The sequence below is a fragment of the Actinomadura graeca genome (assembly GCF_019175365.1).
In the GTDB taxonomy this organism is placed as follows: Bacteria; Actinomycetota; Actinomycetes; order Streptosporangiales; family Streptosporangiaceae; genus Spirillospora; species Spirillospora graeca.
Map to the genome: position 1 here is coordinate 1 of NZ_CP059573.1, position 18,745 is coordinate 18,745.

Annotated in this window: 22 protein-coding genes; 18 read left to right on the forward strand and 4 right to left on the reverse strand. The window is 74.5% G+C overall.

Annotated features, from left to right (window positions below):
• The first annotated feature begins 61 nt into the window (after positions 1–61).
• A complete protein-coding gene (locus AGRA3207_RS39485) occupies positions 62–424 on the forward strand; it encodes a hypothetical protein (protein ID WP_231336561.1) in 363 nt (120 codons plus the stop codon).
• A gap of 235 nt (positions 425–659) precedes the next feature.
• A complete protein-coding gene (locus tag AGRA3207_RS39490; protein ID WP_231336562.1) occupies positions 660–1,907 on the forward strand; it encodes a hypothetical protein in 1,248 nt (415 codons plus the stop codon).
• 19 nt (positions 1,908–1,926) lie between these two features.
• Here the strand turns inward: AGRA3207_RS39490 and AGRA3207_RS39495 are convergent, their stop codons facing one another.
• A complete protein-coding gene (locus AGRA3207_RS39495) occupies positions 1,927–2,457 on the reverse strand; it encodes a hypothetical protein (protein WP_231336563.1) in 531 nt (176 codons plus the stop codon).
• A gap of 447 nt (positions 2,458–2,904) precedes the next feature.
• Between AGRA3207_RS39495 and AGRA3207_RS39500 the strand changes: the two genes are divergently transcribed.
• Both AGRA3207_RS39500 and AGRA3207_RS39505 read left to right on the forward strand, forming a co-directional pair.
• Positions 2,905–3,237 (forward strand): hypothetical protein, encoded by a 333-nt coding sequence (locus AGRA3207_RS39500; RefSeq protein ID WP_231336564.1) that lies wholly within the window; start codon positions 2,905–2,907, stop codon positions 3,235–3,237.
• A gap of 1,220 nt (positions 3,238–4,457) precedes the next feature.
• Complete coding sequence (locus AGRA3207_RS39505) at positions 4,458–4,610, forward strand: STAS domain-containing protein (protein ID WP_231336565.1); 153 nt, start codon at positions 4,458–4,460, stop codon at positions 4,608–4,610.
• Positions 4,611–4,648: 38 nt separating this feature from the next.
• On the opposite strand, the gene AGRA3207_RS39510 is transcribed toward AGRA3207_RS39505, so the two are convergent.
• Together AGRA3207_RS39510 and AGRA3207_RS39515 are read right to left on the reverse strand one after the other, a co-directional pair.
• Positions 4,649–5,788 carry a tyrosine-type recombinase/integrase gene (locus tag AGRA3207_RS39510; RefSeq protein WP_231336566.1) on the reverse strand — a complete coding sequence of 380 codons (1,140 nt, stop codon included), beginning with the start codon at positions 5,786–5,788 and terminating at the stop codon, positions 4,649–4,651.
• A 71-nt stretch (positions 5,789–5,859) separates the two neighbouring features.
• Positions 5,860–6,606: a pentapeptide repeat-containing protein gene (locus AGRA3207_RS39515; protein WP_231336567.1), complete on the reverse strand. Its 747-nt coding sequence runs from the start codon at positions 6,604–6,606 to the stop codon at positions 5,860–5,862.
• 237 nt (positions 6,607–6,843) lie between these two features.
• On the opposite strand from AGRA3207_RS39515, the gene AGRA3207_RS39520 reads away from it, so the two are divergent.
• The 5 genes from AGRA3207_RS39520 (at position 6,844) to AGRA3207_RS39540 (ending at position 10,125) form a co-directional block, all read left to right on the forward strand.
• The gene (locus AGRA3207_RS39520; RefSeq protein ID WP_231336568.1) at positions 6,844–7,305 is read left to right on the forward strand and encodes a hypothetical protein; all 462 of its coding nucleotides are present in this window, start codon (positions 6,844–6,846) and stop codon (positions 7,303–7,305) included.
• Complete coding sequence (locus AGRA3207_RS39525) at positions 7,305–7,574, forward strand: hypothetical protein (RefSeq protein ID WP_231336569.1); 270 nt, start codon at positions 7,305–7,307, stop codon at positions 7,572–7,574. The genes AGRA3207_RS39520 and AGRA3207_RS39525 overlap by 1 nt, the downstream gene beginning before the upstream one ends.
• Entirely contained in the window at positions 7,571–7,975 is a 405-nt protein-coding gene (locus tag AGRA3207_RS39530; protein WP_231336570.1) for a hypothetical protein, read from the forward strand. Before AGRA3207_RS39525 ends, AGRA3207_RS39530 begins: the two co-directional genes overlap by 4 nt.
• Before the next feature lie 385 nt (positions 7,976–8,360).
• A complete protein-coding gene (locus AGRA3207_RS39535; RefSeq protein WP_231336571.1) occupies positions 8,361–9,182 on the forward strand; it encodes a ParA family protein in 822 nt (273 codons plus the stop codon).
• Positions 9,175–10,125: a hypothetical protein gene (locus AGRA3207_RS39540; protein ID WP_231336572.1), complete on the forward strand. Its 951-nt coding sequence runs from the start codon at positions 9,175–9,177 to the stop codon at positions 10,123–10,125. Before AGRA3207_RS39535 ends, AGRA3207_RS39540 begins: the two co-directional genes overlap by 8 nt.
• 62 nt (positions 10,126–10,187) lie before the next feature.
• Here the strand turns inward: AGRA3207_RS39540 and AGRA3207_RS39545 are convergent, their stop codons facing one another.
• Positions 10,188–10,970 (reverse strand): GntR family transcriptional regulator, encoded by a 783-nt coding sequence (locus tag AGRA3207_RS39545; RefSeq protein ID WP_231336553.1) that lies wholly within the window; start codon positions 10,968–10,970, stop codon positions 10,188–10,190.
• Positions 10,971–11,185: 215 nt separating this feature from the next.
• On the opposite strand from AGRA3207_RS39545, the gene AGRA3207_RS39550 reads away from it, so the two are divergent.
• The 9 genes from AGRA3207_RS39550 to AGRA3207_RS39590 all read left to right on the forward strand — a co-directional run bounded on the left by AGRA3207_RS39550 (position 11,186) and on the right by AGRA3207_RS39590 (position 18,600).
• Positions 11,186–11,422, forward strand: coding sequence for a BldC family transcriptional regulator (locus tag AGRA3207_RS39550; protein ID WP_231336573.1), 237 nt, complete (start codon positions 11,186–11,188; stop codon positions 11,420–11,422).
• Complete coding sequence (locus tag AGRA3207_RS39555; protein ID WP_231336554.1) at positions 11,419–12,867, forward strand: hypothetical protein; 1,449 nt, start codon at positions 11,419–11,421, stop codon at positions 12,865–12,867. The genes AGRA3207_RS39550 and AGRA3207_RS39555 overlap by 4 nt, the downstream gene beginning before the upstream one ends.
• A gap of 5 nt (positions 12,868–12,872) precedes the next feature.
• Positions 12,873–13,313: an ATP-binding protein gene (locus AGRA3207_RS39560; RefSeq protein WP_231336574.1), complete on the forward strand. Its 441-nt coding sequence runs from the start codon at positions 12,873–12,875 to the stop codon at positions 13,311–13,313.
• On the forward strand, positions 13,310–13,966 hold the full coding sequence (locus AGRA3207_RS39565) for a hypothetical protein (protein WP_231336555.1): 657 nt from the start codon (positions 13,310–13,312) through the stop codon (positions 13,964–13,966). Before AGRA3207_RS39560 ends, AGRA3207_RS39565 begins: the two co-directional genes overlap by 4 nt.
• 72 nt (positions 13,967–14,038) lie before the next feature.
• Positions 14,039–14,392 (forward strand): hypothetical protein, encoded by a 354-nt coding sequence (locus AGRA3207_RS39570; RefSeq protein WP_231336556.1) that lies wholly within the window; start codon positions 14,039–14,041, stop codon positions 14,390–14,392.
• 233 nt (positions 14,393–14,625) lie between these two features.
• On the forward strand, positions 14,626–14,868 hold the full coding sequence (locus AGRA3207_RS39575) for a hypothetical protein (RefSeq protein WP_231336557.1): 243 nt from the start codon (positions 14,626–14,628) through the stop codon (positions 14,866–14,868).
• A 2-nt stretch (positions 14,869–14,870) separates the two neighbouring features.
• Positions 14,871–17,594 (forward strand): DNA translocase FtsK, encoded by a 2,724-nt coding sequence (locus AGRA3207_RS39580; protein WP_231336558.1) that lies wholly within the window; start codon positions 14,871–14,873, stop codon positions 17,592–17,594.
• A 66-nt stretch (positions 17,595–17,660) separates the two neighbouring features.
• On the forward strand, positions 17,661–18,053 hold the full coding sequence (locus tag AGRA3207_RS39585) for a hypothetical protein (protein ID WP_231336559.1): 393 nt from the start codon (positions 17,661–17,663) through the stop codon (positions 18,051–18,053).
• Positions 18,054–18,150: 97 nt separating this feature from the next.
• Complete coding sequence (locus AGRA3207_RS39590; RefSeq protein ID WP_231336560.1) at positions 18,151–18,600, forward strand: transcriptional regulator; 450 nt, start codon at positions 18,151–18,153, stop codon at positions 18,598–18,600.
• Positions 18,601–18,745: the final 145 nt, after the last annotated feature.

Consider the following 18,745-nt stretch of genomic DNA (forward strand, 5'->3'; position numbering starts at 1 on the left):
TCGGGGCGTGCGGCGTGTCGCTCCCCTCTGCGGGCATCGGATGCCGGTAGGAGTGCGGGTCATGACCAAGCCGACGAAGGGCGATCGGGTCCGCACCACCGTGCGGTTTCCCGCGACGCACTACCGGCTCTACATGGAGCACGCCGAGCGCCTCGACGTCCCCATGGCCGACTACGTGGTGTGCCGCATGGCGATCTGCGACGGGCTGCCGATCCCGGCGGCGCTGTACCACTCGGTACCGGCCCTGATCATGATGTCCGAGGCCGACGACTGGCCGTCGATCCTGGACGGCCTGCCCCCCGTCACGGCCGCGCGGGTGCGCCGCAAGCTGGCCGAGGCCGCCGAGACCGACCCGCAGGTCCGGCGCGATGTGAAGCGGCTCGGACTGGAGGAGGACGGCCAGCAGCTCGCGATGACCGGCTAGACAGCAAGCGGCCCTGGCCGCCCCGTTGCTGCGGGACGCCAGGGCCGACCACTCACGCCGCACCACCACGGCTACCAACCCGGTGCGGCACTACGACGAAGGATCCGATGCCAACGCAGACACGAAGGGCCTTGTCGTGCCCACCACGGTAATGGACACCGGGGGCGGGCGTCTGCCCTGCCCGCCCAATGATCAAGTCGTGTACTGCCCGCCTCCGTCGCGGAGCCGCCCGTACATGTCTGCGGGCCGGTGGCGGGGACTGGTGGGCCAGGTGCCCGAGGGGGCCCGCGCGGCCGAGGGCCTGGCCGAGGTCTGGCGCGCCCTGGCCGTCGACGTCCGGCTGCACGTCGAGCTGCGCCGCGCGGACGGGCGGCGGCATGTGCTGGCGGTGGCGCGGGTGCTGCTGGAGCGCGCCGACTGGACGACGCTGGAGTCCCGGCCCGGCCACGCGCTGATCGCCGCCGAGGTGGGCGTGTGCCCCCGCACCGTGGCCCGGTGCGTCGACCTGCTGCACCGGTGGGGCTACCTCTCGACGCGCGAGGTCGGCACCACCGAGACGATCCGGGCGGGCCGCACGCGTGGCCGGGACCCGCACCGGGGCCAGGGCAACCGCGCCCAGACCTACCGGCTGTGCGTACCCCTGTGGACAACCGAGACCCGATATCAGGCCGCCGAGGGCCCCCACGACGGCCAGGTCCCCAAGATCCGCCGCGTTTCCGCAGGCCACAGGCCCAAGCCGCTAAATGTCCACCCTTCCCGTCCCTCACGGAGTGAGGGACAGGGAAGAGCCGCAGAAATTTCCCGCTTGCGTCGACCTGACGGTTACGCGGGCGCGCGCGTGGCGTGCGGTGGCGCGGCGGTGGCGGCCGGGCGGCCTACGGCCGGGATGGCAACGATCACGGCGAGGGCCAGGCGGCGCGCGGCACGGCCGGGATGGCTGGACCGGACCCGATCTGTCGCCGAGGTCTGGCAGGCGCTGCCCGCCGAGCTGACCGGCCGTCTGGCGGGCCACGAGGCCGACCGGCTGGCCGCCGAACTCGCCCGCCAGCTCGACCACCGCACCCCGGCCGAGCTGGCCGACCGCATCGCCCGCCACTGGGACTACTGGCGGTACAAGATCGTCGCCGAGGTCACACGGTCGGTCGCCGCCGTCGCCTTCAAGATCATTCGCCGGGACTTCCAATGCCCGGACGTGCGCTGCGAGGACCGGTGGCACCTGGACCAGGACGCTCCATGCAAGGCGTGCGCGCTGGCGGCCAGCGAACGGCGGGCCGCCCACGCCCCCCAAGGCGCCGCTGAGCGCCCCGCAGCGCCCGCCGCAGCCTGCGACCCGCCCGCACCCTCCCCGCCGCCCGTACAGGCCGTCCTGGCCGAGCTGGCCGCCCACCAGGGCACCGGTCCAGCCACCGGCCCCGACGGCGAGGGGCCCGGAGCGGCCGAATTCCGGCGCCGCGCGGCCGAACTACGCGCCCGCCGCCGGTGACGATCACGCCTGGCGGTCTTCAGTCGAGGTCGGCCAGGCCGCCGGGGTGGGCGTGGTCCAGGGCGCGCAGGACCGCGACGAGGCCGTGGTGGATGTGGCGGTGGTCGTAGTGGCGGGCCCGGAGGGGACCGGGCTCGGTCAGCGCGGTCGCCAGCAGGTCCAGGACATGCCGCCATTCGCGGGCGGTGGCGGGGACGGCGAGGACGTCGCCGGCGAGCACGGCCATCTCCTCGTCCCGGCCCTCGTCCTCGTTCTCGTCGGGCCGGGCCGGGGCGGCGGGACGCTCGATGACGCGTTCAACGACGCGTTCGACGACTTCGCGGACGGGTGCGGTGCGCAGCCGCCCGGCGGCGAGCTGGCGGCCCAGCCGGGCCTCGATGGTGCGAACCTCGCTGGCGCGGTTGCGGCAGGACTTGGAGCAGTAGTCGCGGGGGCGGCCGGTGCCGCGGTAGGGCACCCACGTCCCGCACCACCGGCAGTCCCGCCCTGCCAGGCGCTCGGTGACGCGGTCTCCGGCGTGGTGCTCCTGGCGCTGCTCGGAGTCGCTCAACGGCCCCTCCCGGCCGGGCGGATCGTTTCGTCCCGGACGAATCTAGAGATCGACGATACCTAATGACTTCCCAAGGGCTTGCGAGCCCCGGTGGATTCTCCGTCTCACGCCTGAGCCCTCCTGACGCCTGAGGTCAGGAATACCGGTGGCTGGCCGCTGCGTTCCGGGGCGCCCGGACGCCCGGGCGGCCCGCATCCGAGACGGCGTTCCCCGGGCGTCCGGGTGTTCCGGCCCGCGGGGGTCCGGGGGCGGCGGAGCCCCCGGCGGCAACGGCCCCCCAGCCGACCGTCCGCGCACCACGTGCGGACGGCCCGCCGTGGGCACACGTCAGCCGCCGTCCCCGCCACGGTCACCTTCCGTCCTCGCCCGTCGCAATCCCCGGCTATGTGACTTATGGTAATCACATGATTACGTAAAGTGATCATCGGTTACCGACTAAGGAGCACCATGATCGGCAAGAAGATCGGCAAGGCGCTCGCACCCGTTGTTGTGGCAGGTGCGGTGCTCGGCGCCCTCACCAGCCCCGCGTCCGCCGACGAGGGTCAGCTGGTCCTCTACAACGGCACCAACCACTACATCCAGGCCGAGCCCGGCTGCGTGCCCCTGGACACGGCCATCACCAACGTGACCTACGGCAACAACAGGAGCGCCTTCAGGGTGCGGGTGTACCAGACCCAGAGCTGTACCGGCAGCCACAAGGCCGAGTTCGGCCCGTGGGAGAGCCGGTCCGTCCCCAACGTCAACGCCGTCTCGGTCCGATTCTTCGAGACGAGGGCGTAGCCAACAGCGAACGGGTGCGACCCCGGCACGCGCAACCGCCGGGGCCGCACCCCACTGACCACCGAACGCGACCCGTCCCGGACGAAGCGGAACGGGGGGACCGGCCACCCCCGCCAGCGGAGCGCTCCGTCCTCACCAGGACGGATCAGACGTCTGATCATCTATCTTGCTGTCCCCGTTTTCCGGCAACCGGTGGACCTGGCACGCCGCGCGCGGCCGCGCTCCTCCTGGTGCTCGTGCCCGACGTCCGGCCGGGACGTCCCCGGGACGTCCCCGGGGACGCGCTGAGACGTCCCCTAGCGGACCGGGACGTCCTAGCGGCACGCCACGCTAGACCTAGCGGCGGCGCTAGCGGCTGATGGGCTCGGGGACGTGCGACCTAGCGTCTAGCGGCGCGCGGGCGGCCGGGCCGGGACCGGCCCCCAGGCCGCACGCCCGGCCCGGCCGGGCCGGGCGCCCCTGGCCGGCCGCCAGGCCGCCGCCTGACCCCAGACAGCCCGATTCGGCAACGCACCGGCGGCGCATCGATGAGGCATCGGCGAGGCGTTCCCGGCGCACCCCGGTTCAGCTGATCCGGTGAAAGGTCTGACTTTTGACATATCTTGCTCTCCCGGATCGGCGGTGTAATCCGACGCCGCGTCCACTACCGGGACGCCCCTCTCGTACCCCCTCGTGCCCCCTTGCGGATCCGGCCCGGACGGGGGTGGCGGGGTCGCGCGCCGGACCCCCTCTACCGGTGCCTACCGCGCTGGCGGGAGGCGCCTACCCGTCCCCCCTACTCCGGTAGAGGGCCCCGCCTACCCGGCCCCGTCCGGTAGGCCCCCGGCGGCCGCCGGTAGGCCCCTGTCGGGGGGACGAGAGCCGTTCCCCGGGACCCGGCGCTCGTCCCGGCCGGGACGCCTTATGTGCACGATTTCCATATCTTGCCCCGCGCGTGCGGCGCCAGCTCGGGCACCTCGCGCGCGCGTTTTTGGCGTTTGACCGGTCAAACGCGCGGCCCTCGCCCTCGGGATAGCGGCGGCCCGCCGGGACCGGCCCGCAGAGGCCGCAGCCCGGCGGGGCAGCCGCCGTCCTGGCGCCGCGAGCGGCGCCCTTGAAGACGTAAAGAAAGTCCTCATCCGGTGCGCTGCCTTCGGTGTTGCGGATGGCGTCGTCCGCCTGGTCCTCGTCTGGGTGGCCGGGTCGCATGGGGTGGGTGGCGTTCGCGGGGGTGTGGCCCGGTGCGTCCCGGTGTGCCCTGGCCGTGTACAGGCACCATGGCGCTGGCCGCGCCCCGGCCCGCCGTCCAGCGGGCACTGGACACCGCCGGATTCCCCGGCTCCTTCCAGGTGTTCGCCACCGTCGAGGCCGCGGCCACACCCGCGCCGCCCTGATGTCGTCCGGTTTCACAAACCGGCCTGCGGCCGGGGGCTCACGCGCCACCAGCCAGGATGGAGGCCAGCCGGTAGGTCGCGTGGCCGTCCAGGCGGCGGGTGCCCCGGTCGTAGCGTTGCGTGGTGACCGGGGAGGCGTGCCCGAGCAGGTCCTGGACCAGCTCGACCGGCACCCCGGCGTCCAGGAGCAGCGTGGCGGCGGTGGCGCGCAGCACGTGCGGGGTCAGGCCCGCCGGGTCGACCTCGGCGGCGCGGGCGGCGCGGCGTAGCGCGGTGGTCAGCCGCCACCGGTCGAACGGCCGCCCGTCCTCGCGCGTGATGATCAGGTCGGCGGGGCGCTTGCCCTCGGTGCGCGGGAGCACCAGGGCGCATACCCGGGGCGGCAGCGGCACCGCGACGGTCTTGCCGCCCTTGACCCGGACCCGGATGACGTAGTGCCCGGCGTCGGTGCCGATCCGCTCGGCGGACAGCCCGGCGACCTCGGCGGCGCGCAGCCCGGTGGAGATCAGCAGCGCCACCGCGGCGGCGTCGCCGGGGTGGCCGGGGGCGATGCGCTCGGCGCCCTCCAGCAGCGCGACCGCCTCGCCGAGGGTCCGGGACGGGGTGACGCCGACGCCGGCGACCTCGGGGCGCTCTACCAGCTCGGCGGCCGCCGGGTTGCGGGCCAGGCCCGCCCGCCGGACCGCGTAGCCGTAGAAGCTGGCCAGGCTCGACAGGCGGCGGGCCACCGACGCCGCGGACAGCGGCTTGCCCGGCGTCTTGATCCCGGCGCGGGCGGTGCCGGTGGCGATCGCCTCGCGGTACCCGGTCACGGTGTCCTCGGTGGCCGCCAGCAGCGCCAGGCCCGGCGCGTGCGCCTGCAGCCACCGCAGCCACGCCGCCAGGTCGGCCAGCCGCGCCCGCCGCGTCGAGACGCTCTTGCCCGCCGTCAGCCACGCCGCCACGGTCGACCAGGCCAGGTCCCGGGGCAGCGCGTCGACCAGGTCGACGTCGGCGGCCGCCACCTCGCCGCCGTCGCCGCGCGCCCGGCGCGGGGCCAGCCCGGCGATGTCGCCGACGCTGGCGACCATCGGCGCGGGCACGTCGACGCCCCGGCCGTCCGGCGAGACGGTCACGCTGGCGCGGGAGGCGGCGGCGGCCGCGCCGATCAGGGTCCCGGTGAGAGGTGCGTCGTCCATGAGCCCTCACGTTCTCACATAATCAGCATTATGTGAGAGAAAGTGACCGGGTGGTCGTTATCGGGTCGCCGCTACGCGGGTCCGCCGGGATCCTCGCCTACCACCTCGTACAAGCCCCGCCCGACCTGCGCCGACCGCCGCGTTATCCCGGTCTTCCAGGCCGCGGGCCACCGCGTCTCCCCCCAGGACCCGGGCCGATCCTGGCGCCCCTCCGCCTCGGCCCCCGTCCAGCGCGCCCGCAGCAGCCGGGTGCCGATCAAGATCGCCTCGGTCAGATCCGCGCCGGTCAGGAGCGCGCCGTTCAGGTTCGCGTCGGTGAGGTTCGCGCGGGCCAGGTTCGCGCGGGCCAGGTTCGCGTCGATCAGGTTCGCGTGGATCAGGTTCGCGCCGGTCAGGTCCGCGTCGACCAGGTACGCGTCGGCCAGGTCTGCGCCGTTCAGCCGGACCTCGGACAGGCGGACACCGCCCAGGAGAACGGACTTGTGAGAGGCCGCGAGGTGTCGCTGGGGCAGGTACGCGCCGGTGAGGTCGGCGCCGGTGAGGTCGGCGCCGAGCAGGCTCACGCCGACCAGGTACGCGCCGATCAGGCGTGCGTGGATCAGGTTCGCATGGATCAGGTTCGCGCGGCTCAGGTTCGCGCGGCTCAGGTTCGCGGCGGTGAGGTTCGCGGCGGTCAGGTTCGCGCGGGTCAGGTCCGCGGCGGTCAGGTTCGCGCCGGTCAGGTCCGCGCCCTCCAGGTTCGCGGCGGTCAGGTCGGCGTAGGGGTGGATGTGGTCCCGGGTGATGCCGGGGGCGATCTCCTCGTCGTCCTCATCCACCAGCCGCCGCCCGCCGTCCGCCGAAGTCCGTACGCATCCCGACCGTAGGGCCGCGCCGTCCCCGCGTGCACGGCAACCGCCAGTCCCCGGGGGGCCGGTCCTGGCCGCCGGGGCGGCTTAGCCGGACAGTACGGCCGCGCGACGCCTGCCGGACGGCCTGCGGTGCGGTGACCCGAACCGGCCGGAAATGTTCTGATCTCGGTACGTCTTGTTATGATGGCGGTACACAGTTCCCAAGTGAGAGAGGCACCCCGGATGCTGGAGATCCGCACCGACGACGACGCCCGGCCCGCCACCCCCGACGGGCCGCACGACCACGAGCAGACCCGCGCGATCGCCGAGGCGATCGGCGCGGCGGCCCGGCTGCTGAACTACGCCACCTCCCCTGAGAAGCGCGGCCTGCGCTACCCCTCCGACGTCTACACCGTGCTCGGGTCGCTGGCCTCGGCCGTGGCGCTGCTCCCGCAGGCCCTCGGCCAGATGACGCAGTTCATCGGCGCCGAGGTCGACACCGGTCACGCCCGCGAGAACCCCCGCTACGGCGACCACGGAGGCGATGCCGCCGCCGCGCACGCCGCCCTGCGGGCCGCCGCGCAGCAGGCCACCGGGCACGCCGAGGCGCTGCGGGCCGCGCTGGACCGGTGCCAGGCCGCCACCCGCGGCCTGGAGTCCAGCCGCCCCGACCCCGAGGACGCGTGATGCAGGAACACCAACTCCCGACGTGGAACGACATCGTCGGCAGCGCGCTCGGCGAGCTGAACACCGCCCGCAACGGGCTGAGCGAAGCCGCGGCCTGGCTGAGGTCGGACTGGCGGCCGCTGGGCACCCCGCTCCCCGGCGGCACCGGCGACGCTCGCGCCGAGGTGTTCGAGCTGATCGGGCAGGCGAAAGCGCTGATCGACCAGGCCAAGGGTTCCCTGTACCGGGCGCGCCGCGGCGATGACGAGGCCGGCCTGGAGGACGCGTGACGCCCGGCCCCGGCCCCGCCGCCACCGGGCCGACCGGGCCGGCCCCCGGGCACGGCGCCGCCGAGCTGGCCGAGGCGCGGCGGGCCCGCGCGGTCGCCGAGCTGGCCGGCCTGGCCCGTGAGCGGCGCGCGCTGGAGGACCGGACCCGCCCCGCCGTCCTGGCGGCCCGCGCGGCCGGGGTGCCGGTGCGGCGCGTGGCCGAGCTGGCCGAGGTGTCGCCCGACACCGTGAACCGCTGGACCGCCGAGGCCGCCCGCGACCTGCTGGCCGCCGGGGGCGACGTCGCCGACGTCGCCCGCCAGGTCGGCGCCCGCGAGGGCACCGTGCGCCGGTGGGCCACCGAACGCCAGGACCAGGACGGGCCAGGACGACCGGCCCGGCCGCTGAACTCAACCCGGTAGCGGCGCGCCTTTGGCGCGACGGCCCGGCCTCGCCCTCGCCGAGGCCGGGCCGTCGCGCGTCCGGACCCCGCACCCCCCCGGCGGCCCGTCGCATGTCCGGCGTCGCCCTTCCGGTGTCGCCCGTGTCGGGGCGTCGTTGCCCTTCTGGCTCGGCGGCGTGCACCTTGCGGGCGCCCGCGCCCGCGTCCGCGCGCGTTTTGTCGTTTGAACGGTCAAACCGGCCGCTGGTGGCGTTCGGTGATCAGCTCGGCCACACATGTCAGGTCGACCGCCACGACCTCGGCCTACGAGTAGCGTGACCGGCCATGAGACCCCTACGACCCCGCCAGGTGCGCCTCGGCGCGTCTGGTCTGGCCGCCAGGCCGCCCGCCCCCTGGAGGCGCCCGTGTCAACCCTGGTGAGTGCCCAGTACTCGGAGAAAGGCGGCGTCGGTAAGACGTCGATCACCACCGGCATGGCCGCCACCGCCGCCGAGGACGGGGCGCGCGTCATTGTGGTCGACGCCGATCCGCGCGCGTCGGCCACCGAGGAACTGGGCGTGGTCGTCGGCCCGCAGACCCTCACCCTGAACGATCTGCTGTACGTGCCCGAGGACGCCGACCCGGTCGACCCGGCCGAGGCGATTGGCGATGTGCTGCTACCGGCTGGTGAGCACTGGCCGGGCACGGTCCGCGTGATCGCCGCCGAACGGCAGCTGGCGCACCGCGAGACCGACCCGCACGCCATCGAGGGGCGCCTGGCCCGTGGGCTGGCCGCCCTGGACGGCGAGGCCGATCTGGTCCTGATCGACCTACCGCCGCGCGCTGGCGGGAAGCTGGTCACCACCGGCCTGACCGCCGCCACGCACGTGGTGATCCCCACCATGCTGACCACCGACGGGTACTCGGGCGTGGCCCACGCCCGCCGGTCTCTGCGCCTGATCCGCCAGGGCGCCAACCCCGGACTCACCTACGCCGGGATAGTCCGCAGCATCGTCCCTCGCGAGAGCGACCGCCGGGCCGTCCACGACCAGATCGACACCGACCTCGCCGAGGACTTCCCCGGCGAGGTGGTGGCCGTACAGATCACCGAATACGCCATCCGCGAGGACGCCCGGTACACCTCGTTCCCGATCACCAGGGCACCCGGCCGCGAGGCCAAGATCCTCGCCGATCAGTACCGCGCCCTGCTGGACCACCTGCGCAGCACCGGAGGGATCCGTGTCTAAATTGCTCAACAAGGGCCGGCTCGGCAAGACCGGCGAGGCCGACCCGGCGGCGCCAGAGGCGACCGGCCAGGACCAGACACCGGCGACCACCACCGACACGGCCGACACTGCCGCCGCCCCCTCCCGCGCGGGCAAACGCGCCGCCAGGCCCCCGGCCGGGCCTGGCACCGTGCCCGCGCCACCGGCGGCCGAGGTCGACGCCGAGGGCGCCCTGAACGCCCGTGAACGCGCCGACCTGGCCGCGTGCGAGGCCGCCCTGGACGGGTTGCGTCTGGCGTTCTGGGCCGCTGGGAAAGCCCTCCAGACCATCCGGGACGCCCGCCTGTACCGGGCTGGACACGACACGTTCGAGCGGTACGTCACCGACCGGTGGGGGATGCAGACCTCCCAGGCATACCGGCTGATCGCCGCGTGGCCGGTCGCCGAGGCACTGTCCCCAATTGGGGACAGGATCAACGAAGCGCAGGTGCGGGAACTGCTGCCCCTGGCCGCCCGGCACGGCACCGACGCGGCGGTGACGGTGTACGAGACCGTGGTTGAGGTCGCCGCCGACGCCGACGATGTCAAGGTCACCGCCGCGGTCCTGCGCGGCGCTGTGGGCGTGGTGGCCGACGCCGAGGCGTTCGACCCGGCCCGCGCCGCCGACGACATCCGTGCCTACCTGACCGGCCAGCTCGGCCCCGACCCGGCCGCACCGGCCGACCCCGCCGAGGCGTTCACCGCCGAGGCCGACCGCCTGCGCGCCGCCGTCACCCGGACCGTGGGCCGCCCCGCGTTCCGCGACTACGCCCGCCAGAACCCCGACGCGGCCCGCGCTGTGGTCGCCGAGCTGCGCGCGCTGCTGGACTCGGTGGAGGCCGACGCGGACGGCGAGACCGGCGGGCGCCGCCCCGGCCGGGACGGTGGCCGTACGTCACGTCAACGCCGTACGGGAAACCGGTGACGTGCCCGGCCCCCGGCCCGGCCGCCCGACGCGCAGACCGGACCCACCGAGGCCGCACAAGGTCAGTCCGGAATCGGGAAGCGGTAGTTGAAGACCGCCATATCTGCCCTAATTACGAATTTGGTGATGTCGAGCGCGCCAATCTCGGTGTGATAGGTGCGGATCACGTCTAGGACTGGTGTGCCTTCGGGGATGTCCAGACGTGACGATTCCGGCCCTGTGGGCATTCGAGCCGTGATCTCTTCCTCTACTTCAAGCACCGGTGAGATTGCGTTGATCCGGGCAATGTGACCTCCCTGGCCCTCGCCAGCGACGACGGCTGGCGACCGCTCGCCAGTGGCGAGCGTGAAATAGCTGTCTGCGGCTTGATTGATCACGCCGTCCAGCCTGGTGACGCGCCGTCGGACATGAACGGGATCCCCTTCGGAGACTCCATCGAGGCGCTTAGCTACAAAGGCAGGTGCGGGGACGATTGCCGTCTCGGTGTCCTGGCGGACACTCCTTCCTTGGCGGCCGCCCTCAGCCTCTAGAAGTGCCTTGGGTTCCTTTCCGCCCCAAACTGATCGGCTGTACCGCTCGATGCCATGGCGTCGTACGGGAAGTTCGGTTCGCACGAAATTTCCCTTCCCCTGCTTCGAGATGATCAGGCCCTCTTGCCGTAGCTTTGCGATCGCTAGGCGGACCGTGTTCATGCTCACTCCGGGCATGTCTATTCCGTAGCCGGTGACCAGATCGGGCAGGCCCGGCAGTCTTTCTCCAGGCTGCAAGACCCCGGTTCGGATCTTCGCTCGTAGATCGTCGGCGATCCGCGTCTGCCGGGACCGGCCGTCCGTGATGTCGGTCATGGGGTAAGCCTATCCATCACTGTTGCTCTGTAGACAGAGCAGGTCCGCTTGTGCTCTCCTTGCTCTGTCCGCAGAGCAACAGACCGTATGGCCAGAACGGTCGCGGTGTCCGGTTCGCTCGCAGGACGAAGTGCGGCCCCGGCGGATGCCACCGCCGAGGCCGCCGGATCGCCCGATTCCCGATTCGAGCAGGAGAACGATCCGTGGAGAACAGCATTCCGGAGCCGAGCTACCCGGCCAAATCTGTTAGCGAGGAGCGATTCCTTACCCCGGCTGAGGTGGGCGCACTGTTCCGGGTGGACCCCAAGACGGCGACCCGATGGGCGGCTCAGGGACGGGTCGGCAGCATCCGCACGCCGGGCGGTCATCGCCGGTTCCGTGAGTCTGAGATTCGAGCCCTGCTGGCCGACGAGGCCGCCGCCGAGTCCGACGCCTTGGAGGTGTCGGCATGATCGGCGGGCGGGGCCGCAAGGACGCCGCCGTGCCGGTGGTCGACGATCCGGCCGAGCTGGCGACGGCGCTTGGCCGTGAGCGTGAGGTGGCGGCCGCGCGGCGGCGTCACGAGCTGGAGAGGGAGCGCGCCGAGGCCGGTCATGGCCGTGACCGCGCTGATCTGGCCGAGGCCGCGCGGCTGGCCGAGCTGGAGCGCGCCGAGCGGGCCGAGGATGCGGCCGCGTCGGTGGGGCTGGCGAGGCTGTACCGCCAGGCCCGCGCGGCGGGTGAGCGGACCCGCATCACCTCGGAGATGGCGCGGTCGGGTGAGGCACGCGCGCTGCGGCTGGAGCGTCTGCGCCGCCGCAACCTGCTGGTGCTGGTCCCCCTGCTGATCGGGTTCGGTGTGTGGTCGACCACCGGTGTTCAGCAGGGCGCCGCGCGGCTGATGGCCGTGGACATGCACTCGCCGGTGTGGTGGGTGCTGTGGGGCCTGGAGGGGCTGCTCATCGGCTTGGTCTGCTGGGTGATCATCTGCCGTGCCGTCCTCGGTGCCGCCGGTGGGCGCCTGGACGCCTCCGAAGGCCCGGGACGCGCGAACCGGCCCGGCTTCGGTGACGCCGAGAAGGTGGCCGCCGGGGCCCTGACCGTGTCGGTCTTCTTGAACCTGGTGGCGGCGGTGCCCGCCGAGCTGTCCGCGTCGGCCGGGTGGTGGGCGGTGCCCGGTGCGATGTTCGCGCATCTGATCGGCCCGGTCGGGGCGGCGGTGACCGCGCACCTGATCGGGGTGGTCGACAAGGCGATCACCGGCGCCGATCCCTGGACCGGCCAGGACGGGCGGCCGGTGCCGCTGCTGGCCGAGATGGACCTGGCCGTGCCCGCGCTGATGACCGCCGCGCCCGCCCTGGACACCCCCGCCGAGAACACCCCCCAGGACGCCCCCGGGAACACTCCAGTGACCGTTCCTGCGCCGCCGGTGTGGCCGGTGCCGTGTGAGGGACGCCGCGTTCTTCCGGTCGTCGCCCGGCCCGCTGAGAACGGCCGTCCCGCCGCCCCGCGAACCGGCGGCGACCGGCGGGAAGACCGGGCGGCGGGAACGGCGCGCAGGTCGCGCCCCAACCGGGGCAAGCGTGTCCCTGAGGCGGCCAAGCCCGCGCCAGTCCGTCCCACCGATGACGAGCTGACCGCCCGGCTGGCCGGGCTGCTGGAGGCCGGTGACGCCGAGCGCACCGTCCGGTCCGCGATGCGCGCTCTCGGCGTCGGGTACGAACGTGCCCGCCGTGTCCTGGACGGGCTGCCCGAGAACGCCGCCGAGAACACCGGCGAGGGCGCGGGGGCTTGGGCCCTGGCGCCGGGGCGGTCCGGGCCGGTGCTGCTGACCTCTCCGGACGTGCCCGCCGCCCTGGCGGTCGCCGACGCCGACGGGCAGGCCGCGCGTGCGGCCGGGACGGCGGTGGCGTCGTGACCGCGATGGGGTGCCCCGAGGCCGCCGGGTGGCGTGCCGGATGGCGGATGCCCGGCACGGCCGGGACGGTGGGCCGCGCCCGCCACAACGTGTCGGCCGAGCTGGAGTTGTGGGCGCTGCCCGCCGAGCTGGTGGACGACGTGGTCCTGACGGTGTCGGAGCTGGTGACCAACGCGGTCCGGCACACCCACTCGGGGCGGCCGGGTGGCGCGTACGCGCTGGTGGTGACCGCCGAGGCCGACGGTGTGCGGGTTGCGGTGGCCGATCAGGGCGCGGTCACCGAGCCGCGGGTGCCGGTGCCGGCCTGCGACAGCGCCACCGGCGGGCGCGGGTTGTGCACGGTCGCGCGGCTGGGGTCGCTGGGGTGGGAGGGCGGCCCGGCCGGTCGCCGCGTGTGGGCGCTGCTGCCCTACCCGCCTCGTGACCTGGACGGACTCCCGCGATGACCGGGCACGTCGCGCTGTACCGCGACCTGAACGCGGCCTTGGAGGGGCTGGCCGTGGCCGGGGCCGCCGCCGACCGCGCCGAGTTGCTGGACACCGCCGGTGACCTGTACGCGCGGTTGGGCGCGGGAGGCGGCCGGGCCGCCGGGCCGCGTGCGGCGGCGGCGTCGCTGGCGTGGTCGCTGGCGGCGGCCGAGCGCGGCATGTCGCCCGGCCAGGTCCTCGGCCTGGACGACGCCGACGACCTCAGCGCCCGTGTCCCGGTGATGGTCGCCTCCGTCGCCGAGGCGGTGGTGTGGGAGCGGCTGGCCGGGCGGGGCCTGGCCGGTGACGACGACGTCGACCGGGCTGAGGCGCTGTCGGACCTGGCCGGGCTGGCCGCCGACCGGTGGGGGCCGGTCGCCGCGCGGCTGCTGGCGGTGGCGGCCGAGGCCGCCATGCACCGGGCGTGCTGGCTCGTCACCGCCCCTACCACCGGGCCCGCCCCCGCCGCCGACCTGGCCGCAGGGCCCGCCGGTGGGGTCTGCCGCCCGCGGTCCCTGTGGGTGGTGCTGGCCGTGACCGGCGCCGCCGCCGTGGCCGGCGCCATGGCCGTGGCGCTCGCGCAGGTCAGCCGGTCCTCGCATCTCCTGATCGGCGGCGTCACGCCGTCCTGATCAGGCGGGCCCGGCGCCACAGCACGGCGCCGGGCCCCGATCTCCCACACCGAAACGAAGGAGAGAACCACCATGATGTCCCAACTCACCGCCATCGTCGCCGACGCGCCGAGCCAGGTCCCGACGGCACCGGCGGCCGCGCCGAACCCGGCCCTGGTGGGCGGCGGCGGCGCCGTCCTGGTCGTGCTGCTGCTGGGCTTCTACCTGCACATGCAGCTCAAGGCCAAGAAGGCCAGGGTGCCGCACGTCCTGGCGGCGTTCGTCGCCGGTGTGCTGCTGGCTGGGTCGGTGCTCGGCGCGGTCGCGCTCCAGGCGTCCACCACCGCCGGGTCGTCGCTGACCCAGTTGCTGACCACCGTGACCGGCACGCCCGGCGGCACCGGGACCGGGACCGGGACGGGCACCGGGACTGGCACGGGCCGCTGAGGGCCTCCGCCGGTGACCGGTGACCGGTCTGTGGGCCGGTCCCGCAGACGCCCCGGGCGGGCCGCCGACCGCGCCCGTCCGGGGCCCGTCTCAGGGCCCGTCTCACCGTCTCGTCTCACCGTCTCATCTCACCCGTTTGACAGGCCCCAAGGCGCGCGCGTATGCGCGCGCGCGACCGCCCCTGAGACGCCCCCTTGAGACAACCCCTTTTCGATCTTGGAAGGAGAGATCCCGTGTCGAGCCCCGAACGGTCGCCGCGTGAGCTGGCGGACGCGCTGCGCCGCATCGACAACCGGCTCCAGTTCTTCCGCGCCCGCCAGGCGGCCGCCGCCGGTCCGGTGGAGCGCGCGGCGGTGACGTGGGACCAGTGGCGCGCCCTGACCCGGGACGTGCCCGCCGAGCTGGCCGCCCGCCTGGCCGACGACCTCACCGACGTGATGAACGCCCATATCCGCCAGATGGCCCGAGAGGACTGACCATGGCCACCCGCAACCCGCCGCCCGAACGGCCCCCCGGCGGGGCCGCCGATCCCTACCGGCTGACCTGGCGCGACCGGGTCGGCCAGGCGTGGGAGAGCCTGCGCGGCCACCGCGAGGAACTGACCGCCGAGCAACTGCATGCCGCCGCCTACGGCACCGACCCGGCCGCCGAGGGCCCGCAGGACGGCGCCGGACCGGGCGCGGGACCCGGCGACTCCGCCGAGGACGCCGAGGCCGCTGATGGGGCCGTGGGGGCCGTCCGGCGCCACTGGGAACGGGTGGGGGTGGGTGGCCGGGTCACCTGGTCGCGGCTGCGCGGGTGGGTGACCACCGAGGCGATGGCCGCCGAGGCACTGGCCGAGAAGGTGGCGGCCGACCTGGCCGCCGAGGCCGCCGCGCAGCGTGAGGTGGTGGAGGCCGAGCGCGCCGGGCACGCCGCGCGCCAGGGCCGCGCCTACGCGCCCCGCCGCCGGGCCGCCGCCGAGCCGGAGATCGTCCCCACTGCTGAGGAACTGGAGAAGGCCCGCACCCGGATGCGGTGGGCGCGTGGCGGCGGCCTGGCCGCCGCCGTGCTGGTGGCGGTCCAAACGATCACCAGCAACCTGCGGACCGGGAACTTCTGGTTCGTGCTGGTGGTGGTGGTGGGCACCGTCGCCTATTTCTGGCACGCCGGGGGCCGGGCGCTGCGGGACCAGGAGGAGAGCCAGGACCAGGCGGCCGAGGACGAGGGCCCCGACATCACCGCCGTCCCGGCCGACGCCACCACCGCCACCTCGGCCACCGCCCCGGCGGCCCCGGCCACCGGCCCCGAGGGCGGGGCGCGTGCCGAGCTGGCGGTGGTGGCGGTCAACGGCGCGCCGGTCGTGGTCGACCCGTGCGCGGACTACGAGCTGCCCGACGCCGCCGAGCTGCTGCGCGCCGAGCCCCCGCGGACCGGCGGTGAGCGGGAGGCCGAGCGCATCCGCGACCGCATCGCCGCCGTGCTGGCCGACTTCAAGGTCGACGCCTCAGTGGTGGGGATCACGCGCGGCCCGACCGTGACGCTGTTTGAGATCCGGCCCGGCAAGGGCGTGAAGGTCACCAAGATCACCGGGCTTGCGGAGAACATCACGCTGGCGGTCAAGTCGCCGGTCCCGGCGCGGATGCTGCCCGCGGTGCCCGGCCGCGACACCGTGGGGGTGGAGGTGCCCAACCCCACCAAGGATCTGGTCCGGCTCGGTGACGTGCTGCGGTCGGAGGCGGCGACCGCCGAGCCTCACCCGATGGTCGTCGGGCTCGGCAAGGACGTCGAGGGACGCACGGTGGTGGCCAACCTGGCCAAGATGCCGCACATCCTGATCGCCGGTGCGACCGGCGCGGGCAAGTCGTCGTGCATCAATGGGCTGATCTGCTCGGTGCTGATCCGCGCGAACCCGTGCGAGGTGCGGCTGATCCTGATCGACCCCAAGCGCGTCGAGCTGAGGCCCTACCAGGGGGTCCCGCACCTGCTCATGCCGATCATCACCAACGCCCGCAAGGCCGCCGAGGCGCTGGCGTGGCTGTGCGGGGAGATGGACCGCCGGTACGGCCTGATGGAGCGGCACGGGGTCCGGCATGTGCTCGATCTGAACGCCAAGATCGCGGCGGCGGCGGGGCGCGGGCGGCCGCTGCGTGACGCCGAGGGCCAGGACCTCACCCAGCCGGTCCCCTACCTGCTGACCATCGTGGACGAGCTGGCCGACCTGATGATGGTCGCCCCCAAGGACGTCGAGGACTCGGTGGTGCGCATCACCCAGCTCGCCCGCGCCGCCGGTATCCACCTGGTCCTGGCCACGCAGCGCCCGTCGGTGGACGTGGTGACCGGCCTGATCAAGGCCAACGTCCCGTCGCGGCTGGCGTTCGCCACGTCCTCACTGGCCGATAGCCGCGTCGTCCTGGACGCCCCCGGCGCCGAGAAGCTGCTGGGCAACGGCGACGCGCTGTACCTGCCGATGGGCGCCAGCCAGCCCATGCGCCTCCAGAACTCCTACGTCTCCGACCCGGAGATCGACGCCGTGGTCCGGCACTGCAAGGGCCAGGCGGCCAACATCCGCGCCCTGGCCGGCCCGGACACCGGCCCCGACGCTGGCGCGGCCGCCAACTCGACCACGCCCCCTGCCCCGGACGCCGCCCCGATCGGCGGCCCGGACGGCGAGGGCCAGGACGCCCTCGGCGGCGGCCGGGGCCACGGCCCCGACGGCGGCCAGGCCGAGGCAGGCGCGGCCGCGCTGGCGGGCGCCGAGGCGCTGCTGGCCGTCCTGACGGCCGACGGCGGCCCGCTGGAGTGGGAGGCCCTGGCCGAGCGCACCGGCCAGGCCCGCGCGACGATCTACCGCCACGCCCGCCGCCTGGTGGCCGACGGCCGCATCCGCGTGGTGCCCGCCGGTGGATGGCAGATCGTCCCCGCCGACGGCCCGGACACCAGCGCCGATGGCACCGCCCCGGCGGTCGCGGCCGCCACCCCGGACGGCGAGGAAGCCGAGTTGCTGGCGTGCGCCGTCGAGCTGGTGGTGTCCACGCAGTTCGGATCGACGTCGATGCTGCAACGCAAGTTGCGGGTCGGCTACCGCCAAGCGTCCGCGCTCATGGACGCCATGTTCGTCCGCGGCCTGGTCGGCCCCTCCCACGGCTCGGCCCCCTGCGAGGTCCTGGTGACCCCGGACGAGCTGCCCGCCGTCCTGGCCGGGCTGCGCGCCGGGCGCTGACCCGGCACCCGCCCCCTGTTCCGGCCGGTGCCACGGCGGCCCGGCCCCACCGAGAGGAGAACCCGCATGTCCGTCCTGGAAGACCTGGAGATGTCACCCGACGACACCCGCGAGCTGATCGGCAGCCTCGAAGGCGAGGCACCGGCGGTGGCCCACCTCATGACCGCGCTGGCCGACCTGGCCGAGGCGCTGGAGAACGAGGAACTGCTGGACGCGGTGTACGAGCAGTCCACCGAGATGCGCCGCCCGCACGTGCGCGTCCTGGTGGGCGTGCTCGGTCACGCCCTGGACCGCCTCTGCGACGGGTTCGGCGCCGTCGAGCTGGAGTCGCGCCTGGCCGAGGCGCCCGAGGCGCTCGACTCCTGGGAGAGCGCCATGGAGTCCGCCCGCGAGGCCCTGACGGCCCTGGCCGAGGACCTGGCCCGGCCCCGCGGCGAGCGGGGCGACCGCGACCGCTGACCGCCCGGCCTGCGCCGGGCGGGCCCGGACCGCTGCCCCGTGGCGGTCCGGGCCCCCGGCCCCGGCACCTGAACCCACCGACCCAAGCGAGGACCGCATGACCGCCGCCACCGACCGCGCCGCCCGCGCGGGCCTGGTCTTCCTGGCCTGGCACGCCGCGCACGGCTACGCCGACCACATCGGCCAGCGCCCCCACGACGCCGAGCACAAGGGCGACCCCGGATGGCCCGGCCGCATCGCGTGCGCACGGCACGTCGCCGGCCTCACCGCTACCAAGGCCGTCGCGCTCGGCCTGGCCCTGGCCGCCACCGGCGTCCGGCTCAACCCGCGCTCCGTCGCGGCCGCCATGGCCGCCGACGCCATCACGCACTACGTGATCGACCGGCGCGCGCCGCTCGCACGGTTCGCCGAGGCGATCGGCAAGGGCGGCTTCTACCGCCTCGGCGACCCCAAGGCCGCCCCGGTCGGCACCGGCGCCTACGCGATGGACCAGGCCGCACACGACGTCCCCCTGGCCGCCGCCTCCGTTCTGGCCGCGCTCGGCTGACCCATCCGAGAGCCCGGACCGGGTGACCGGTCCGGGCTCTCTTCGGCCCGCCGAGTCACACCAGGCCCACCGGCCGCACCACACCATCGAGGACGCCATGACCACCACCGCCCCCGCCGACCGGCCCGCCCCCGGAAGTAAAAGA